This is a genomic window from Chryseobacterium sp. A301, from assembly GCF_054489425.1.
Genome location: NZ_JBTMWY010000003.1, coordinates 363899 through 383686, shown reverse-complemented (window position 1 = coordinate 383686; position 19788 = coordinate 363899). Strand labels below are relative to the sequence as shown.

The following is a 19788-nucleotide window of genomic DNA, read 5'->3' as shown; positions in this document are numbered from 1 at the left end:
TAATAATTAGTTGGTTTTTTTGTCTTTCGTGGATTCCGGTAAGTAATTCACGATGACACGTTGGTTTTTGCCTAGGTATTTTTTAGCGACCTCTCTAATGTCTTCTCTTGAGACCGATTGGTAGGTTTTCAGTTGCGTATTAATTTTGTTCGTATCGCCTTGAAGCATGTAAGCGTCTGCAAGTTGATGTGCGATGTTTTCTACGCCAGAACGCTGAGACACAAAACCATTTTCTACCGTGTTAAGTAGTTTTTGGTAGTCAGACTCTGAAATAAGGTCCGTTTGCACTTTCTCAATGTCTTGCTGGATGTCCGCTTCTAATTTCTCTAGAGGTACTGCTCCTTGTGGAAGCACGCCAATGGTATAGATTCCATAATCTTCCATTTGACGGTTAAAGGCGAAGATTTGCAACGCTTCTTTTTTCTGGTCTACATATTTTTTATACAAAACAGAACTTTTTCCTCCTGACAAGTAGGTAGATAGCATGTCTAATGCAACGGCATCTTTCGACTTGTTGTCTGGCGTTCTATAGTTGATGGCAAGTAAAGGAATCTGAATGTTGCTATCGTATTCCGTTACGCGACGCTCTTGGGTGATAGGCGTTTCTTTCGGAAAGCTTTTGGTTAACGGAGCTCCTTTTGGAATGTTTCCGAAATACTGTTGAATCATTTTCTTAGCTTCTGGCGTTTTGAAATCTCCAGCCACGACAAGAACGGCATTGTTAGGGATGTAAAACGTTTTGCTAAAATGTTTGAAGTCTTCTAATTTCGCACTGCTCAAATCTTCAAAAGATCCAATGACGCTCCAACGGTACGGGTGCTTGTCAAAAATATGGGGAGACAAAGCCTCACCGTAACTAAAACGGCCGTAAGGTTGATTGTCTAGCCTTTGTCTTTTTTCTTCTTGTACTACTTCTTTTTGCGTGTCTACACCCACTTGGTTGATAATGGGCTGTAACAAACGGTCTGATTCCATCCAAAGTCCTAACTCAAGGTTATTGGATGGGAAGGTTTCATAATAGTACGTACGGTCTGTGGTTGTATTTGCATTGTTTGAGCCTCCATGAGCGGAAACAATTTTAAACCATTCCCCACGATCGATGTTATGAGTTCCCTCAAATAATAAATGTTCGAAGAAATGGGCGAACCCTGTTTTCCCCGCTTGCTCATCTTTCGAGCCTACGTGGTACATTACCGAGGTCGTTACGACGGGTGCCGTATTGTCCTGGTGAAGAATCACGTGAAGACCGTTGTCTAAAATGGCCGCAGCAGAAAGAAGTTTTTTGTTCATAGTATGAATTTTGTAGTATATAGGTGGTTTTTTTATATCAAATGTTACATTTTGGTCGTTTATAAAGATAAAAAAATATGCGATTCCCAAAGGGGATTTCAGTGCATTTTTATTATTCTTACAAAATCTTCGGTTTTGAAATTCTCTTTTTTCTGTTTTGTTCTTATTTTTATGAAGGCAAGATCCGCTTGTTTTGCACGTGACTTTCCCCTCGATTAAAATTTTGTTGGGGAATCGTTTATCAGTCGTTTTCGATTCCTGGGAAAACAGAAATTGTTTTGTCAATAAAGCGAGAAAATATTTCCTTAACTTTGTAAATTCTAATATTTTTCACTCAGCATAATGGATTACCTCAAAGGATTAAACGAAGCCCAACACGAAGCAGTTATTACTACAAAAGGACCTCTTATGGTGCTTGCCGGAGCGGGTTCTGGTAAAACCCGGGTGCTTACAATGCGCATTGCGCATCTCATTACCCAAGGGGTAAGTCCTTTCCATATTTTGGCTCTGACCTTTACCAACAAAGCAGCCAAGGAAATGAAGGAGAGGATCGCAAAAGTGGTGGGTCAAAGTGACGCCAAGTCGTTGTGGATGGGAACTTTTCACTCTGTTTTTGCAAGGATTTTAAGGAGCGAAGCGATGCTGCTAGGATTTCCGTCTAATTTTACCATTTACGATGCGCAGGATTCTTTGAATGTGCTTAAAAAAGTTTTGAAAGAACTCTCTATTGACCAGGATCTTTACAAACCGAAAAAAGTTCTGAGTCGAATTTCTAATTATAAGAATAATTTAATCACCGTAAAGGCTTATTTTAACAATCCGGAGCTTATTGAGGCGGATGAAAAGGCCAATATGAAATCCATGGGTGCGATTTACAAAAGATACGTAGACACATGCTACCGGAATGGAGCCATGGATTTTGATGATTTGCTGTTAAGAACAAATGAACTTCTTACTCGTTTTCCTGAAGTTCTTGCTAAATACCAAGATCGGTTCCGCTATATTTTAGTAGACGAGTACCAAGATACCAACCATTCTCAGTATTTAATTGTGAAGGCTCTTGCTTCCAAATTTGAAAACATTTGCGTCGTTGGAGACGATGCGCAAAGTATCTATTCCTTTCGAGGTGCGAACATCTATAATATCTTGAATTTTAAGAAAGATTACCCGGATGCGGTGACTGTGGCACTGGAGCAAAATTACCGTTCTACTCAAAACATTGTCGACGCAGCGAACGATGTTATTGCTAAAAATACCCAACAGTTCAAAAAGAATGTTTTCAGTGACAATGAAATTGGTGAGAAAATAAAAGTGTACCGGGCGCTTTCCGATGCGGACGAAGCTGGATTCGTAGCGGGAAACATTTGGCAACTCCACAATTCAGAGCAAAAGAACTTTAGTGATTTTGCCATTCTTTATAGGACCAATTCTCAGACAAGAGCATTTGAAGATGCACTCAGAAAGAAAAACATTCCGTACCGAGTGTACGGAGGCCTTTCTTTCTATCAAAGAAGAGAAGTAAAAGACCTATTGGCATATCTACGCCTGCTTGTCAATGAAAACGATAACGAGGCCTTCAGCCGAATTGTAAATTATCCTACCAGGGGTATTGGAGAAACGACGCAGAACAAACTGCTCGTTTTTGCAGATTCAAGAAACCTAAGTCTGTCCGCGGTCTTAGCGGACCTGCCTATGTATGCTCCCAGTTTAGGGTTAAACAATGGGGTCCTTAGAAAACTAGCGGATTTCTGGAGTATGATTCAGGCTTTTAAAGTCCTATTGAAGTCGGAGGATGTCTACCAAGTTGCGATGGAAGTAGCCAAGCGCAGTGGGCTCATCAAATTCCTAAAAGACGACCAAACTCCAGAAGGAATCTCAAGGGTAGAGAATGTCCAAGAGCTCCTAAATTCCATGCGCGGATTCATAGACGAGCAACAACAAATTGAGGATGGTGATCCAAGCCTTAGCAACTTTCTAGGGTCCATTGCGCTCTCCACCGATGCGGACAAGGAGAAGGACGACGATCCTAACAAAGTGTCACTAATGACCATCCACTTATCCAAAGGGCTAGAGTTTCCAATTGTCCATTTGGTAGGTCTTGAAGAAAATCTATTTCCTAGTTTTATGAGTTCTTCGACGCGAGAAGAGCTTGAGGAAGAAAGAAGGCTTTTCTATGTGGCCCTAACTAGAGCGGAGAAGAGAGTCTTTTTGACGTATGCGATATCAAGATTCCAATGGGGAAAGATTACGGATGCGGAGCCTTCGCGGTTTTTAAGTGAAGTGAATACGAATTATATGGAATTTATCAATCCTGCAATGGAGAGTCGCTTTGTGAATCATGCAGGGCTCAAAAGTTCACTCTTCGATGACCAAGTAGGAGAGCCTCGAACTTTTCGAAAATTGGAGCCTAAAAAAGCCCTTCGAAAAACGCAGGAATTGGAAGAATCGAAACTATCAAAGAATTTAAAACCAGTGACCAGCGCTAGAATAAACGGTCCGAGTGGAACGAGCGATCAAGATATTGAGGTTGGAGACAAAGTACGCCATGAACGTTTTGGGCTGGGGGAGGTCCTCTTTTTGGACGGAAGCGATCCGAGCAATATCAAAGCTAAGGTGAAATTTCAAAACGAGGGAGAGAAAAACCTAATTTTAAAATTTGCCAAACTAATTAAACTTTAATTGTGGCTCCCAAGGGTTGGCAGGAGACTGAATCCAGAAACCTTAGCCCTATTGAACCAATTCCTCGAAGAGACGCTCAAAAGTCGCCTGCAGATCTGAACTTTTGCCTGGATGCGGTCTTGAAGTTTGAATGGAACTACTACGAAGGGCCGTGAGCCAGCGGAAACGTTCCGTTAGATCGAGCTCAGCAATCGGTCCAGACGAAGGATCCCCCTTCGCAATGCGTTGAAAGTTTTCTAAACTTTGTTTTACCTCCTGGAAATCCAGTTTGCTTTGCATGAGATTAAATTTCTTTTCACAAAGATGAATGCGAGACTCAATGTATTTTTCTTTTTTTGAGAATAGAATAAGTCCCACGTTAAAAAATTCTTCGCGTTCAACTTGGGGTACCAATCGGATGACCGCGTACTCGTACAATTTATTTTCTTGCATTTTTGGCATGGTCTAGAAATAGGTGTGAGTTATCAAGTCTGGTTTTCAAAAACGTGTGGTAAATCGCTCGGATTTCCTGCGGACTTTGGTCGGTGTCTTCCCACTTGAGCCACTCCATAGGAATTAAATTCACGACCTCCCATAGGGTCTGGTCGTTTAGAATGCTCTTTGCAAATTCATCTGCCTGATCGAGTCGATGGGCTTTCGGAAGTAGCACATGGTCTTTCACGTAAGGAAAAGGAGATTTCGCCGCTTGGTCAAAGTTTTGCCAAGAGTGATGAAAATAAAGGGAGGCGCCGTTGTCAATGACCCAAAGCTCCTTGTGCCATAACAAAAGATTTGTGTTTTTGTAAGTGCGATCAATGTTGGTAATGAAGCAGTCTAACCAAACGATTTTCGAAGCTAATAAATAATCTACCTTCATGCTGGGTTCGTAACTAAGGGCACCCGAAAGATAATGGAGCCCTAGATTAAGTCCTTTTGAGAATTTTAGTAAATCTTGGATTTCTTCGTCTCCTTCGGTTTGACCAAATTCTTCTCCAAGATGAACCAGAACAAGTTCCGGCATATTTAAGCCAAGTAGTTTTGCAAGGGTACCTCCAATGAGTTCGGAAATTAGCATTTTAACGCCGTGTCCTGAGCCTTTAAATTTCACAACGTATTTGAAATCGTCGTCGGCTTCGGCAAGAGCCGGCAGACTTCCGCCTTCGCGAAGGGGAAGAATGTAGCGTGTCACGGTGACAGAACGAAGGGATAGATCTTGCATAAGGCAAATTTAGGGTTAAAGTTTCTATTTTGCATGATTTATTTGATGGAGGCAAAAAGACGGTTTATAAGCAAAGGTTGCTGAACTAGTTTTGTTTATCTTTGTCCCTATGTCACAACCACACGATAAACGTCTTTTTTTAGTGGATGCTTTTGCCATGATATTTCGTGGCTACTACGCGCTCATCCGAAGCCCTAGAGTAACAAGTACAGGCATTGATACGTCTGCAATTTTCGGGTTTACCAACTCTCTAATCGAGCTTATCCGTAAGCAGAATCCAACGCACTTGGCAGTGGTTTTTGACGTGGGAAAGGCGAGTGTCAGAACAGAGCAATATGCCGAGTACAAAGCCAACCGCAGTGAGACGCCCGAGGCAATTAAAATTGCCGTTCCGTATATTCATCGAATTTTAGAAGCGATGCATGTGCCCATTTTAGGTATAGAAGGGTATGAAGCAGATGATGTAATTGGGACCATTGCATGCAAGGCTGAAAAGCAGGGGTATACCACTTACATGGTAACTCCTGACAAGGACTTTGCGCAGTTGGTCACGGAAAATATAAAAATCTACAAGCCGGGTTCCCGGGGAGCTGATTTTGAGATCTTAGGAGTCGAGCAGGTAAATGAAAAATACGGGATTAAAGATCCAAAGCAAGTGATAGACTTTCTTGCCATGATGGGAGATGCCGTAGACAATATACCTGGGCTAGAAGGCGTTGGGGAGAAAACAGCAATGAAGTTTTTGCAAACCTACGGGAGCCTTGAAAATCTTTTAGACCACACCCATGAATTGAAAGGAAAACTAAGAGAAAAGGTGGAGAATTCGGCGGAGCGTGGGCGACTTTCCAAGACGCTTGCCACGATTATTTGCGATGTGCCCATCGATTTTGACCATGAGAAGTACGACCTGGAAACTCCTGATTTTGAGAAAGTAAGAGAAGTGTTTGATGAGATTGAATTCAGAAGACTCTACGAAACTCTATACCGAACTTTTGCCCCTCAAAGCACCACGGAAACGAGTGCGATTTTACCGGAATCTACACCTAATAAGAAAGCTTCAATTGTGAATCCGGCGCATGGGGTACAGCTTGATCTGTTTGCTGATTTTGAGCAGCTAGAAAGGGCCACATCAAGTAAACTGACTTTAGAAGAGAATGATCATTTCTACCAAACCATAGACTCTCCCAAGATGCAGCGTGTCTTAGTGCAAAATTTGCTCTCGCAAAAGGCGGTCAGTTTTGATACGGAAACGACTTCACTCGATGAATTGCATGCTCAAATGGTGGGGCTTAGCTTTAGCTATAAAAAAGGATTAGGCTATTACATTCCTATTTCCTCGGATCTAACCCAGGCCAGAGCGACCCTCGCACTCTTTCAGCCCTTCTTTGAAAGCAAAGAAGTCATTAAGATTGCACACAATTTAAAATACGACTACAAAATACTAACCCGCTACGGGATTCAATTTGAGGGTCCTTTGTTTGACACCATGATCGCTCATTACCTGTTAAACCCAGACGGGAGACACGGGATGGACTATTTGTCGGAAATGTACCTAAACTACGAACCTGTGCCCCTCGAGCGGTTAATTGGGAAAAAAGGGAAGAATCAATTGTCTTTTGCCGATCTCGATATACAAACTCAAACTTCGTACGCAAGTGAAGATGCAGATGTCACGTTTCAATTGTATGAACTTTTTGCACCTCAATTGGTTACGGAAGGGCTAGACTCTGTCTTTGAAACTATAGAAATGCCCCTTTTAAAAGTTCTAGCAGGTATGGAGCTAGAAGGAATCCTATTAGACCAAGCGTGGCTCGAAAAGGAAAGTCAAGATCTAGAATCGGATTTGCGTGGTTTAGAACGTCAGATTTTTGAACTTGTCGATCAGGAGTTTAATCTGAATTCTCCTCGTCAGCTCGGGGAAATCTTATTTGATAAACTCGAGTTAGATGCGAAAGCAAAGAAAACCAAGACCGGACAATATGCTACTTCCGAAGAGGTTTTGCAGAAACTTTTAGGGAAACATGAGGTGATTAAACCCATTTTGGAATACAGAACTTTACAGAAGCTAAAATCGACCTATGTCGATGCACTTCCAACGCAAATTGATCCCGTGGATCAACGTGTTCATACGCGTTTTTCACAAACCACAGCCGCCACCGGAAGACTTGCTTCGCTTAATCCAAACCTTCAAAATATTCCCATTCGAACCCTTCGAGGGCAGCAGATCCGTGGAGCTTTTGTGGCGAAACCCGGATGCAAGATTCTGGCGGCAGACTACTCTCAAATTGAGCTTCGACTGATTGCGGAGATTTCAGATGAGACCAATATGCTGAAGGCTTTTCAAGAAGGGGAAGACATTCACGCGGCGACCGCTGCGAAGCTTTTTGATTTGCCAATTCAGGAGGTATCAAAATCTCAGAGAAGCCAAGCCAAAACGGTGAACTTTGGTATTATTTATGGACAAGGTGCCTTCGCATTGGCGGAGCAAACAGGACTTTCGAGAAAAGAAGCGAAAGCGATGATTGAGGCCTATTATGAATCCTACCCGAAATTAAAAGCTTGGATGGCAAGCCAGGTCGAGAATGCGAAAGCAAAAGGATTTGTCACCACTCTCATGGGACGTAAACGCCATTTGAAAGATATTAATTCTGCCAATTTTGTGGTCAGAGCACATTCGGAAAGAAATGCAGTCAACGCTCCCATTCAAGGGTCAGCAGCGGACATTATAAAGCTGGCAATGATCCGAATCGATCAAAAATTGAAAGAACAGAATTTAGAAACCAAAATGCTCTTGCAAGTGCACGACGAATTAGTGTTTGAAGTTCCTGAGAATGAACTCGAGTTGACCACAGAACTCGTGCGCCACGAAATGGAAAATGCGGTGGAAACGGCGGTTCCTTTAACCGTTGAGATAGGCGTTGGCAATACGTGGCTAGAGGCCCATTAAATTTAAAAAACAAACAAAATAGGGGGCTACATCAAAAAGTGCCCCTTTTGACGATAGATTAGTATGACACAATACGAAGAAAAATACACAACCGACGCAAACGGCTACACCTACGAATGGATCGAAAATGACGCCCACAAGGTGAGACTTTATACGCTAAAAAATGGACTTCAAGTTTATTTGGCAAGCAACTCAGAGCACCCGAGAATTCAAACCTATATCGCGGTCCGTACAGGAAGTAACCGAGATCCTAAGGACAATACGGGGCTTGCCCATTATCTCGAACATATGCTTTTCAAGGGAACCTCTAAGATCGGTACTTTAGATTGGGAGAAAGAATCCTTGTTAATCAATCAAATTTCAGAACTATACGAAGAGCATAAAAAGGCTTCTCCTGAAAATAAAAAGGAAATCTACAAGCAGATCGATGCACTTTCTCATAAGGCAAGTAGCTATGCGATTGCAGGAGAATACGACAAACTGGTCTCCTCTTTAGGGGCAACCGGAACCAATGCACATACATGGCTTGATGAAACGGTTTACAAAAATGCAATCCCTTCCAATGAATTAGAGCGATGGCTTAAAGTGGAGCGAGAGCGATTTGGAGAATTGGTTCTTCGTCTCTTTCATACCGAATTAGAAACGGTATACGAAGAGTTTAACCGAGCGCAAGATCAAGACTCTCGCCAGGTGAACGATACGATGATGAGTTTGCTGTTCCCTACCCATCCAAACGGACAGCAAACGACCTTAGGAAAGGCAGTGCATTTGAAGAATCCTTCCATGAAGGCGATTCATGCTTATTTTGATCAGTATTATGTACCGAACAATTATGCCATGGTTCTTGTAGGCGATCTTCAATTCGAGGAAACCATTGAAATGGTGGATCAATATTTCGGAACCTTTACGCCCGTGGAGCTCCCTGATGATGAGGAAATTGTAGAACAGCCTCTCACTGAGATTCAGACTTCTGTGATTCAAAGTCCTTCTTCTCCAAGACTGCATTTAGGATGGAGGACGCCGAGTTACGGTACTCGAGCGTATTATCTTGTAGACATGATTTCAAGTTTACTGACCAATCGTGGGGAAGTAGGACTTCTGGATTTGGATGTGAATAACAAGCAAAAAGCCCTCTATGCAGGTGCTTATGCCATGGGGTTCAAACATTACGGAATGATTTCGTTGGTTTTAGTACCGAAAGAAAATCAAAGTCTTGAGCAGGGGAAAGCACTGCTTTTCGAGGCGCTAGAAAAAATAAAAAAGGGTGAGTTTCCGGATTGGATGCTTTGGGCCATTGTCAATGATTTTAAACTTCAACAAATTAAAGGTTTAGAGTCCTCCGATGGGCTTGCAACCAATCTCTATCAAACCTATATTCGAGGGCAGTCTTGGAAGCAAGAACTTGAGGAACTTTCTATCTATGAGTCCATCACCAAGCAGGAGATTATGGAATTTGCCAATGAATTTTTCATTGATAATTACGTAGAGATTTTCAAAGAAAAAGGAGCAAATCCTGACCTCATTCGGGTGGAAAATCCAGGCATTACACCGGTAGAATTGAACCAAGAAGCTCAGAGTGAATTTGCGAAATCACTTCTTCACATGGAGAGTTCACAAATTGAACCTGAGTTCATCGATTACAAAGCAAAAATCACAACCCGAAATGCAAACGGGAAAACACTGAGCTATGTGAAGAATCCTCTGAACGAAAGGGCGCAACTCTTCTATATTTTTCCAATGGGGAAAGATCATGACAAAACCCTGGAGCTTGCTATTTATCTCCTTCAGTATTTGGGGACCTCGAAATATAGCAATGAAGCCTTAAAATTAGAATTTTTCAAGCTAGGGATCACATTTGATTTCCAAATTACTTCGGATGAATTGAGCATTGTTCTTTCAGGCCTGGAACAGAACTTAAATGAGGGAATTCGTCTTTTAAACCATTGGATTAAGGAGCTTGAAGCGGACCAAAACGTGTATCTGGAATTTGTTCAAAGCATTGTGGAAAGTCGTGAAGTGGCTAAGAATGACAAAGGAAAGATAAGTAGTGCCCTTAGGAGCTATGCGAAATTCGGCAAAAATTCACGTCTGAGAGATGTGATATCAAAAGAAGATCTCGAAGCTCTTTCCTGCGTTGAAATTGTGCAAAACACGAAGTCCCTGTTTTCCTTTCCGTACGAACTGTTTTTCTACGGGAATGATTTGGAAGCCTTTGTTCGTTATATTACCCCATTTATCGAGCCAGAGACGAGGGGAATACCCAAGCCTCAAACCTACGATACTCCGAAAGGTGAGGGTATTTTATATTTTGTTAATTACGATATGGTCCAGGTTGAACTTTCCAAAGTAGGAAGGTCAGAAGTGGTGAATCCGAAAACCTTTGGAATCGCAAATGTATTTAATGAATATTTTGGCAGTGGTCTTTCAAGTATTGTTTTCCAAGAGATTCGGGAGCGTAAAAGTTTAGCGTATTCTGCTTATGCTCAGTACCAAACGGCAAATCGCATAGGCGAGCCCGATTATTTGCTTAGTTTTTTAGGAACGCAAAGTGATAAATTGAGTATAGCTCTCAATTCAATGGATCAGTTAATGAAAGAACTTCCTTACTATAAGTCCCAATTCGAGAGCTCAAAATCCCAGGCGCTTAAGCGGATTGCTTCCGGAAGGATTCGACGCAGTGCGATATTCAGTAATCACCATCGACTAAAGAAACTAGGCGTCGATTATGACATTCGAGAAGAGATGTACAAACAAATTGAAAGTTTAACGTTTGAACAATTAGCCTCCTTCTACCAAGACCGAATTAACGGTCTGAAGTACAATATGGCATTGATTGGAAACCGAAAGGAACTAGATTTTTCTGAACTTGAAACCCTAGGGACAGTAGTCGAGCTAGATTTAGATGAATTATTTAATTTCTAGACGCTATTTAAGTTAGAAAGAATTAACCTGCGAAGCCATTTTGGCTTTGCAATAGAATTGATGTACCCAAGTTTAGGGCTAAGAAAGTCTTGGTTTTTTACGTTGCTGCTATTTTTCAAAAGAAAGGACTATGGAAAAGGATCGAATGTATATGCATGAATGCATTGAGCTCGCAAAAATGGCACTAGAAAATGGGAATCCACCTGTTGGGTCTTTGCTTGTGCATGAGCATCAAATCATCGGTAGAGGAATAGAGTCTGGGAAATCCTCCGGTGATATAACAAAGCATGCGGAGATTCTAGCCATACAAGACGCGTTGAAAAATGGCTTTGCAGAGGCTTTGCCTCATTGCATTTTGTACTCGACTCATGAACCTTGTCTTATGTGCTCTTATGTGATTAGACACCATCAAATTGGAAGAATTAGATTTGGATTGCACGTGCCTCTTCTAGGGGGCCAATCTTCAGAGTTTAAAATTCTTGAAACCGAAACGATTCCCAAATGGGGTAGAAGGCCAGAGATTAAAAGCGGTTTGTTGAAACACGAATGTGAAATCTTAAACGATCAATTCACAGAGTATCTTTCAAATTTAGAGTAGGTGATCGCTCGCAAACTCATGCAGGTTGTTCACAAGGGAAATAGGCTTTCCTACGCTTTGAAAATCCTTAGTTAAAGGGATTATACAAACTTGGTATTAAACTGCTGTCCTATATAGTGGTATATCATGCATAAAGGCAATCTTCTGCCATTTTTCCTTCTGTGCTTAAAGCAAAATAAATATTGATTTACGAAGAAAAAAGAGGAAGTAAAATAGTATGTATTTCAATGAGATAAATTATCTTCGAAGCTTAAATTAAGATCATAAAAATGGATTTATTTGCTGCTCTAGACTGGCCCAATTTCGCGGATCCTCAAATTTGGGTTTCTCTATTGACTTTGACCTTTTTAGAAATTGTTCTGGGAGTTGACAATATTATTTTCATCTCTATTATATCCGATAAATTACCAAAAGAAAGAAGAAGATTCGCACGGAATATTGGACTTGCGTTTGCCATGATTTTCCGGATTGTTCTCCTTTTAATGATTAGTTGGATCATCGGTTTGAAAGATCCCGTGCTCACACTTGACTGGTTTATGGAGCCCAATGGAGAAGGTCAGTTGGCATTAAGTTGGAAAGATTTGATTCTATTGGCGGGAGGTATTTTCCTGATAGGTAAGAGTACATTTGAAATTCATTCGAAGATGCAATTCCAAGAACATGAAGTAAGTTCTACTACAAAGTCCGGTGTTAGTGGCCTTTTGACCATGGTCATTTTACAAATCATCCTGATTGACATGGTATTCTCGCTCGATTCCATTCTAACTGCAATTGGCCTTGTGGATAACGTAATGCTTATGATTATTGCGGTCGTGATTTCCATGGGAATTATGATGCTCTTTGCCGGTCCAATTTCTGCCATTATTAATAAGCATGCCAGCCTGCAAATGCTAGCGTTGGCCTTCTTGGTTGTGATTGGGGTAATGCTTGTCGCCGAAGGTATACATCAACATGTTAGTAAAAATATTATTTACTCCTGTTTGGCATTTAGTCTTGTCGTTGAAGTGCTTAATATTCGTTTCCGGAGCCGCGCCGAGAACCTCAGAAAAATTAGTCCTGAACTCGAAAAGAATTTTGAAATCAAGGATTCGGAGAATCCATAGAGTAGAATCGTATCCTCTCAAATGGATACAGATCCTAGAAAAGCCAATGAATTCGACTTAAGCCAAAATGCATTGGGAAATATTCATTATAAAGTCTGTTCCATATCCTATACGTACAGAATAGTAGAGCATGGAGATCCTAGAAAGAAATAAAAATTCCCTCTACATAATTTACGTGAGGGAACCTTTAGAGGGTAAAGAAATGCGTACGCGAGTCTTATTTCTTAATGATGCTAAATATGTGTCGCAGAATATCTAATTTTTGATCTTCGTCGGTTGTGGGACGTCCAAGCGTTTTCCAAGCCTGCTCGACCTCTCCCTCAAGGAGAAGAGCCTGCGCTTTAAGGTGAATTTCTTTGTCTGCTGAAAAATGACCTTCCGGAACGGTCTCCACATTGGCAAGCAAGGCCAAATCGTTTCCTGTAAGTACTGTACTCGTTAAAATGACTTTGGGTAAGTTGTCAAACCCAATTCCTTTTTTAGTTAAAGGTTTTGGGACTTTAAATAAGTTGGCCTCATTGTTTCGACCGTAATAGGGACCGCCGAGGCGAGAAACGAGATCTAATTTCATTTGGTCTAGTCTTCCTTTCGAATCCAAGTATTTTGGATCTATGTGAATATGTTCCACTTGGCAGATCACCAAGTTCCCAGAGCCCCCTTCCGAGCCTAAGGATTGAACGATAAGAACACGGCATTCAAAATTAACTGGGCATTCCGCAATGAGTTTAGGTTTTACTTTTACACCCTCCATCATCGTAAAACCTGCTTTCACAAATTCATTAACGCCTTCTTCGTATTCCGTGGAACTGAGACTCACCTGTTGAACGATGTCGTAATTTACAATCCCAATTACAACCTCATTCGTTTCAATGATATTTTCTAAGGTATGTTTTGTTGTGTTGTCACGAACTCTTCTTGAGGGCGAAAATACAAGAATGGGCGGGACCGTAGAAACCATATTGAAAAAGCTGAAAGGGGATAAGTTGGGTTCCCCTTTTTTATTAATCGTAGAGGCAAGGGCAATAGGCCTAGGCGCAATTGCCGTTTGCATTAAGGTTTGGAGATCTTGCGAACTTAAGTCTTTTGGATCAATTGTTTTCAAAGAAATTGTTTTTATAGATTAGAGAAGGGTATAGGTCTACCCATGACCCGTTTATTTTGCGGGAAGTATCGTTCCCACAACTTCCCCAAAGCCGACACGAATGCCGTCTTTTTCTGCCCAACCACGCATGGATACCGTGTCATGATCCTCTAGGAATTTTCGTTTCTGCCCGTCGTTCAGCACAAGGGGCTTTTCTCCGCGGTACGTAAGCTCAAGCATAGAACCAAAAGAATCCGGTTCCGTGCCCGAGATCGTTCCGGAAGCATACAAGTCGCCTACTTCGACATTGCATCCATTGACCGTATGATGAGCAAGCTGTTGAGCCATATTCCAGTACATCGTCTTGAAATTGGTTTGGGTAAGAATTACTTCGGTGCCTTTGTCCGGAGTAAGCCCCACTTCTAGGTTAATATCAAAGTTCTTTTTGCCAGAAGATCTTAAATACTCTAATACTTCTGGTTCTTGTTTCGGAGATTCCGTTCGGAATGGGTCTAAAGCTTCAAGTGTCACCACCCAAGGGGAGATCGAACTTGCGAAATTCTTAGCAAGGAAGGGACCTAAGGGAACGTATTCCCAAGATTGAATATCCCGAGCTGACCAGTCGTTAAAGAGTACTAAACCAAAGATGGCATCCTCAGCTTGTTCGACACTAATGTGATCGCCCATCTCGGTGTTTTGGTTTACAATAAACCCGAGTTCTAACTCAAAGTCAAGTTGGTTACACGGTCCAAAGGTAGGAAGTGGTTCTGTTTTCGCTTTGGTTTGCCCTTTGGGCCTAATGATTTCAGTTCCTGAAACCACAATGGAAGAAGCTCTTCCGTGGTAAGCAACCGGCAAATGTTTCCAATTTGGAAGAAGTGCATTCTCGGGATCGCGGAATAACTTTCCTACGTTTGTGGCATGTTCAATGCTAGAGTAAAAATCCGTGTAATTTGCTACATGCACTGGCATAAGCATTTTTACTTGGTCTAGGTTGAAAAAGCATTCTTCAATGCTTTTTTCGTCCTTCGAAAGAGAAGATCCCTCCAAAAGCAGAGACTGAATTTTTTCTCGTATGCTTTTTGTGATGGGTTTGCCTAGTTCAATGAGTTCATTAAGTGTGTAGGCTTCAAATATATTGTCCTGAAGTCCATCTACGTCATTGAAATAGCCGAAATCATATAAGGTGGCCAGGTCAATGACAATGTCTCCAATTCGGGTTGCGCAGGCGATGTATTCTTTATCGAAAACGGCCACACCAAACGGAATGTTGTGTATAGAGAAGTCTGAATTTTCAGGATAGGATACGAATGATTTCATAAGTTAAATTTAGAACTTAAATATATAAAAAAAAGTTCATAACCTCGAAGGGTTATGAACCTGCTTTTTCTTAGATGTATAAAGCCTTTACAGCCTTCTACTTTACGGATAGCTAATCCATCGATCTTTGGTGTTTACATCGACCAAAACCAAGGTGTTATCCTTTTCCATTGCAACAAAGTTTTTTGCGATGGGAAGTGGTAGTTTATTTCCTTCAAGTTCATCAAATCGAAAGGAAAGAACCCCCGAATCGGATTTGATCACATCTCCTGAAAAGACATTGGAACTACTCTTTTTTAAAGCTTTGTCATCAAATACTTCGACATATGTTGCTTGATTACCGGTCACGCTTATAATTTGACGTTCTGTATGGTCTTCGAAATCTTTGATTAAAACAAATTTTTGAGCCTCTAAATCGACGTTCTTGAGCGATTTGAATCCCGGATTTTGCTTTTTCAATTTGGCTAGACGGTAATTCGCTTTCTCGAACTGTGCGTGCACATTTCCGAAAGCTAAAAATATACCTATCATTAATAATAGTTTTCTCATTGTGTTACTTTTTACCTCAATAAGATTACAAATATCAATCCAAACCAATTTTAAAGATTTCCTCGTAATTCCTGTTCGCGTTCTAAAGCTTCAAAAAGTGCTTTGAAATTTCCTGCACCAAAGCTTTGTGCTCCGTGTCGTTCGATGATTTCAAAAAAGAGAGTCGGTCTATCCTCAACCGGTTTTGTGAAGATTTGAAGTAAATACCCTTCCTCATCGTGGTCAATTAGAATTCCGAGATCTTGGAGTTTTCTTAAATCTTCGTCAATTTCTCCTACTCGGGTTGGTACCATTTCATAATAGGCTTCCGGTGGAGGCGACAGGAATTCGACGCCTCGAGCTTTAAGATCGGTGACCGTTCGAATGATATCTTTTGTAGCCACAGCAATGTGTTGTACACCTTCGTCTTCGTAATAGTCAAGGTATTCCTCTACTTGTGATTTCTTTTTGCCTTCTGCAGGCTCGTTAATTGGGAACTTTGCAAACCCGTTTCCGTTGCTCATCACTTTTGACATTAAGGCGGAATATTCTGTATTGATCTGTTTGTCGTCGAAACTAAGTATATTGACAAAGCCCATTACTTCCTCATACCATTTTACTACGGGAAGCATACGATTCCACCCCACGTTGCCTACACAATGGTCTACATAAAGTAGGCCTACTTCACTTGGATTGTAGGTCGATTCCCACTTGCGATACCCTGGCATAAAGAGTCCAGAATAGTTTTTTCGCTCTACAAACATATGCACGGTTTCTCCGTACGTATAGACGCCAGAACGAACCACTTCGCCCTGTTCGTCTTGAATGGTGGTTGGTTCTAAGTAAGGTTTAGCCCCTCTTTTGGTGGTTTCCTCAAACGCACTCGTTGCATCGTCAACCCAAAGGGCTAGGATTTTGACTCCGTCCCCATGCTTTTTTACATGTTCATTAATTGGAGAGTCTGATTTTAATCCTGTAGTTAAAACCAGTCTTATTTTGCCCTGTTGCAAAACGTAGCTTGCACGGTCTCTTACGCCTGTTTCCGGTCCCGCATAGGCGACACTTTGGAATCCAAATGCCGTTTTGTAAAAGTGCGCTGCTTGTTTTGCATTGCCCACATAGAATTCAATGTAATCTGTCCCATTGATAGGAAGGAAGTTTTCTGCTTTTGCAATTTTTTCTGCAAAGGTTAAATTTGACATATAAGGGTAGTTCTTTGAAGTTTGATTGCCCTAATTTAAACAAATAATCTGAAACTTTAAAGGGTTGATTTCTTGTCTTTTGAGAATCGTTTGGTTGCTTTTTTTATAGGTCCACTGGAACTTGAATTCTTTCTGCGCCAAGTAAGTCAACGCAAAATAAAACTGCGTTGCAATGAGTTTCCGCTAGAAATGGCGGTGCAAGTATCTACTTGGGGGGGTAAATGAAGAGTATAAAAAAGGCAGTTTAAAAAAACTGCCTTTTGAAAAGGTTTAATTCTGTTTGAATCGCTCAAAAACGGCCCGCTCTAGCATGTCACGATCGTCCGGATGGGCAATGCTGATAAGCAGTTGTGCTCTTTGTCGAAGATTTTTTCCATAAAGATTGACAGCGCCGTATTCCGTGACAACCCAGTGCATATGCCCTCTAGTGGTCACAACTCCTGCTCCTAATTTCAGGTGAGGCACAATCCGTGGAATTCCTTTTTTCGTTCTTGAGGAAATGGCAATGATTGGTTTTCCTCCTTCACTAAGAGCTGCTCCTCTCATGAAGTCCATTTGACCTCCAATTCCGCTAAACTGAAACGTTCCGATAGAGTCGGCGCAAACCTGTCCGGTCAAATCGACTTCGATCGCGGAGTTGATCGCGGTCATTTTGTGGTTTTTCATGATGTTGATAGGGTAGTTCACGTGCTTCACATCTAAAAATGTGATGGAGGGATTGTCGTCCACAAAATCATACAGTCGGCGCGTCCCAAAGCAAAAGCTGGTAATGGTTTGGTTGTTGTGAGTACCTTTGTATTTGTTGTTAACTACGTCATTTTTGATAAGATCAATGACCCCGTCGCTTAGCATCTCCGTATGAATACCTAGATCTTTATGATTGCCAAGGCTTTTTAATACCGCATCTGGAATGGTTCCAATCCCCATTTGTAAGGTGGAGCGATCGTCAATTAATTCGGCTACATTCTTTCCAATAAGAAGTTCTTCAGCCCCTACTTTAGCTCCGTAATCCACCGTGAGTAATTCTTCTTCATTCCAAACCGCTTTGCTGATTTTTGAGACGTGGACGTTGCCATCGCCATGCGTACGTGGCATCTTTGGATTCACAACCGCAACGATGATTTTCGCGGTGTCTACAGCACTCCGTGCTACATCCACTGAGGTTCCTAAAGTGCAATATCCATGTTGGTCTGGGGGAGAAACGGTGATGAGTGCGACATCAATCGGTAAGTATCCGTCGCGAAATAAAATAGGAATTTCACTTAAGAATACAGGAACGTAATCGCCATGCTCGGAATTGACTGCCTGACGAACAGGAGTAGAGGTGAACAAAGAGTTGATATAAAAGCTATCCTTGTACTGTTCTTTTGCCACTTCCATGTTCCCTTGTTGTGTAATGGAGACAAACTCGACGTTGCGTAGCTCGGGAGCTCTTTCGGCAAGAGCATCTAGAAGAATATTTGGTGTACAGGCACTTCCGTGAGAAAAGACGCGGTTTCCACTGTGAATGACAGAAACTGCTTCTTGAGGACTTACATAGTTAAGCATGATAGTAAATTTTGTTTAGTTGCTGAATTTATGAGCTATTTCAAAGATACGGGATTTAAGGCGCAAAGGAAAGATGATATTTGTCAAACGAGGCCTATGTTTCATCAAAGATATCACACTCATTATTCCATCAGACGGTCCTTAATATTGTTTTCAGGAGAGTCAAGCCAGGACGTCATGTAGGAAGGATCCTCCACTTTTAAGGCTTCTTCCGTGAGTTTAAGAGGGCGGAAAGGATCAACCATCACTGCGAATTCATCGGTGAATTTCTTGCCGATGCTGCGCTCCATGGCCCCGGGATGAGGTCCGTGCACAATCCCACCGGGATGCAGGGTGAAATCCATCAAATCAATATGGTTCCGACTCATAAAATCGCCCTCTGTATAGAAGAGCACTTCGTCACTATCAATGTTGGAATGGTTGTAAGGGGCAGGAATGGACTCGGGGTGATAATCATACATTCTAGCCACAAAGGAGCAAACTACAAAATTATGTGCTTGGAAATTCTGATGAACAGGCGGGGGTTGGTGGATTCTGCCTGTAATAGGCTCGAAATTCTTGATGTTAAACTTGTAGGGGTAGAAAAATCCATCCCAACCTACGACGTCAAAAGGATGAGTCGCATAGGTGAAATCCCAAATTTGATCCTGTTTCTTTACTTTAATTAAAAAATCGCCAATCTGATCTACCGGGGTCTCTAGCTTTGGAGTCGTAATGTCTCGCTCACAGAAAGGTGAATGTTCTAAAAGTTGACCAAATTCATTCCGATAACGCGACGGAGTGGTAATTGGCGAATTGCTTTCTAAAATGAAAAATACATTGGTGTCCGTGTCAAAATCAAGTTGATAGATCGTTCCCCTAGGTAAGATTAAATAATCTCCAAATTCAAAGTTTAAATTCCCTAAGAATGTTTTTAATGTGCCCGATCCTTCGTGCACATAAAGTAGTTCATCGCAGTGGGCATTTTTGTAAAAATAATCCATGGAATGGCGCGGTTTGGCAAGTCCCATTTTAAGATCATCGTTCACCATTAGAAATTTACGACTTTCAAGAAAGTCATCTTCAGGCGTTACGTTCATTCCCTTAAACATTCGCGGGGTTACATTCCTTGCCACTGCTATTTTGGGAGCTACATCTTTTGGTTCTCCAATCGTTTTGATTTGAGTGGGTCGATGCAAATGGTAAAGCAGAGAGGAAATGCCGTGAAAGCCTTCTGTGCCGAAAAGTTGTTCGTAATAGAACGAGTCCGATTCGGATTTAAAAACCGTATGTCTTTTTGGGGGAATTTTCCCTTCTTGAATGTAATGCATGATACAAAGTTTGATTCTTGTAAATTTAATTAAAATTTTGGATTCCTTGACTTCGGCTTGTA

At 41.5% G+C, this 19788-nt stretch carries 14 protein-coding genes; 5 read left to right on the top strand and 9 right to left on the bottom strand.

Translation table 11 applies throughout. The features are described from left to right. Positions 1-6: 6 nt before the first annotated feature. A complete protein-coding gene (locus tag ACX3PU_RS07655; RefSeq protein WP_459084390.1) occupies positions 7-1290 on the bottom strand; it encodes a M16 family metallopeptidase in 1284 nt (427 codons plus the stop codon). A gap of 342 nt (positions 1291-1632) precedes the next feature. Here ACX3PU_RS07655 and ACX3PU_RS07650 point away from each other — a divergent pair, with 342 nt between their 5' ends. Beyond that, positions 1633-3969, top strand: a complete 2337-nt coding sequence (locus ACX3PU_RS07650) for an ATP-dependent helicase (protein WP_459084388.1) — start codon at positions 1633-1635, stop codon at positions 3967-3969. Between the two features lie 48 nt (positions 3970-4017). Here ACX3PU_RS07650 and ACX3PU_RS07645 read toward each other — a convergent pair whose 3' ends face one another. Further along, the gene (locus tag ACX3PU_RS07645) at positions 4018-4401 is read right to left on the bottom strand and encodes a DUF3037 domain-containing protein (RefSeq protein WP_459084387.1); all 384 of its coding nucleotides are present in this window, start codon (positions 4399-4401) and stop codon (positions 4018-4020) included. Then, complete coding sequence (locus ACX3PU_RS07640) at positions 4388-5167, bottom strand: HipA family kinase (RefSeq protein ID WP_459084386.1); 780 nt, start codon at positions 5165-5167, stop codon at positions 4388-4390. The genes ACX3PU_RS07645 and ACX3PU_RS07640 overlap by 14 nt, the downstream gene beginning before the upstream one ends. Before the next feature lie 109 nt (positions 5168-5276). On the opposite strand from ACX3PU_RS07640, the gene polA reads away from it, so the two are divergent. The 4 genes from polA to ACX3PU_RS07620 all read left to right on the top strand — a co-directional run bounded on the left by polA (position 5277) and on the right by ACX3PU_RS07620 (position 12737). Further along, on the top strand, positions 5277-8114 hold the full coding sequence (polA, locus tag ACX3PU_RS07635) for a DNA polymerase I (protein ID WP_459084385.1): 2838 nt from the start codon (positions 5277-5279) through the stop codon (positions 8112-8114). A gap of 63 nt (positions 8115-8177) precedes the next feature. Continuing rightward, positions 8178-11036: a M16 family metallopeptidase gene (locus tag ACX3PU_RS07630; protein WP_459084384.1), complete on the top strand. Its 2859-nt coding sequence runs from the start codon at positions 8178-8180 to the stop codon at positions 11034-11036. Positions 11037-11166: 130 nt separating this feature from the next. After that, on the top strand, positions 11167-11634 hold the full coding sequence (locus tag ACX3PU_RS07625; protein WP_459084383.1) for a nucleoside deaminase: 468 nt from the start codon (positions 11167-11169) through the stop codon (positions 11632-11634). A gap of 269 nt (positions 11635-11903) precedes the next feature. Next, positions 11904-12737 (top strand): TerC family protein, encoded by an 834-nt coding sequence (locus ACX3PU_RS07620; protein WP_459084382.1) that lies wholly within the window; start codon positions 11904-11906, stop codon positions 12735-12737. A 217-nt stretch (positions 12738-12954) separates the two neighbouring features. Here the strand turns inward: ACX3PU_RS07620 and ACX3PU_RS07615 are convergent, their stop codons facing one another. The 6 genes from ACX3PU_RS07615 to ACX3PU_RS07590 all read right to left on the bottom strand — a co-directional run bounded on the left by ACX3PU_RS07615 (position 12955) and on the right by ACX3PU_RS07590 (position 19726). Continuing rightward, on the bottom strand, positions 12955-13839 hold the full coding sequence (locus ACX3PU_RS07615; RefSeq protein WP_459084381.1) for a flavin reductase family protein: 885 nt from the start codon (positions 13837-13839) through the stop codon (positions 12955-12957). A gap of 51 nt (positions 13840-13890) precedes the next feature. Further along, the gene (fahA, locus tag ACX3PU_RS07610) at positions 13891-15138 is read right to left on the bottom strand and encodes a fumarylacetoacetase (RefSeq protein ID WP_459084380.1); all 1248 of its coding nucleotides are present in this window, start codon (positions 15136-15138) and stop codon (positions 13891-13893) included. A gap of 102 nt (positions 15139-15240) precedes the next feature. After that, positions 15241-15687, bottom strand: coding sequence for a hypothetical protein (locus ACX3PU_RS07605; protein ID WP_459084379.1), 447 nt, complete (start codon positions 15685-15687; stop codon positions 15241-15243). Between the two features lie 50 nt (positions 15688-15737). Further along, the gene (hppD, locus tag ACX3PU_RS07600) at positions 15738-16868 is read right to left on the bottom strand and encodes a 4-hydroxyphenylpyruvate dioxygenase (RefSeq protein ID WP_459084378.1); all 1131 of its coding nucleotides are present in this window, start codon (positions 16866-16868) and stop codon (positions 15738-15740) included. 270 nt (positions 16869-17138) lie between these two features. Next, positions 17139-18416 carry an acetyl-CoA hydrolase/transferase family protein gene (locus tag ACX3PU_RS07595; RefSeq protein ID WP_459084377.1) on the bottom strand — a complete coding sequence of 426 codons (1278 nt, stop codon included), beginning with the start codon at positions 18414-18416 and terminating at the stop codon, positions 17139-17141. A 122-nt stretch (positions 18417-18538) separates the two neighbouring features. Further along, the gene (locus ACX3PU_RS07590) at positions 18539-19726 is read right to left on the bottom strand and encodes a homogentisate 1,2-dioxygenase (RefSeq protein ID WP_459084375.1); all 1188 of its coding nucleotides are present in this window, start codon (positions 19724-19726) and stop codon (positions 18539-18541) included. Between the last annotated feature and the right edge of the window lie 62 nt (positions 19727-19788).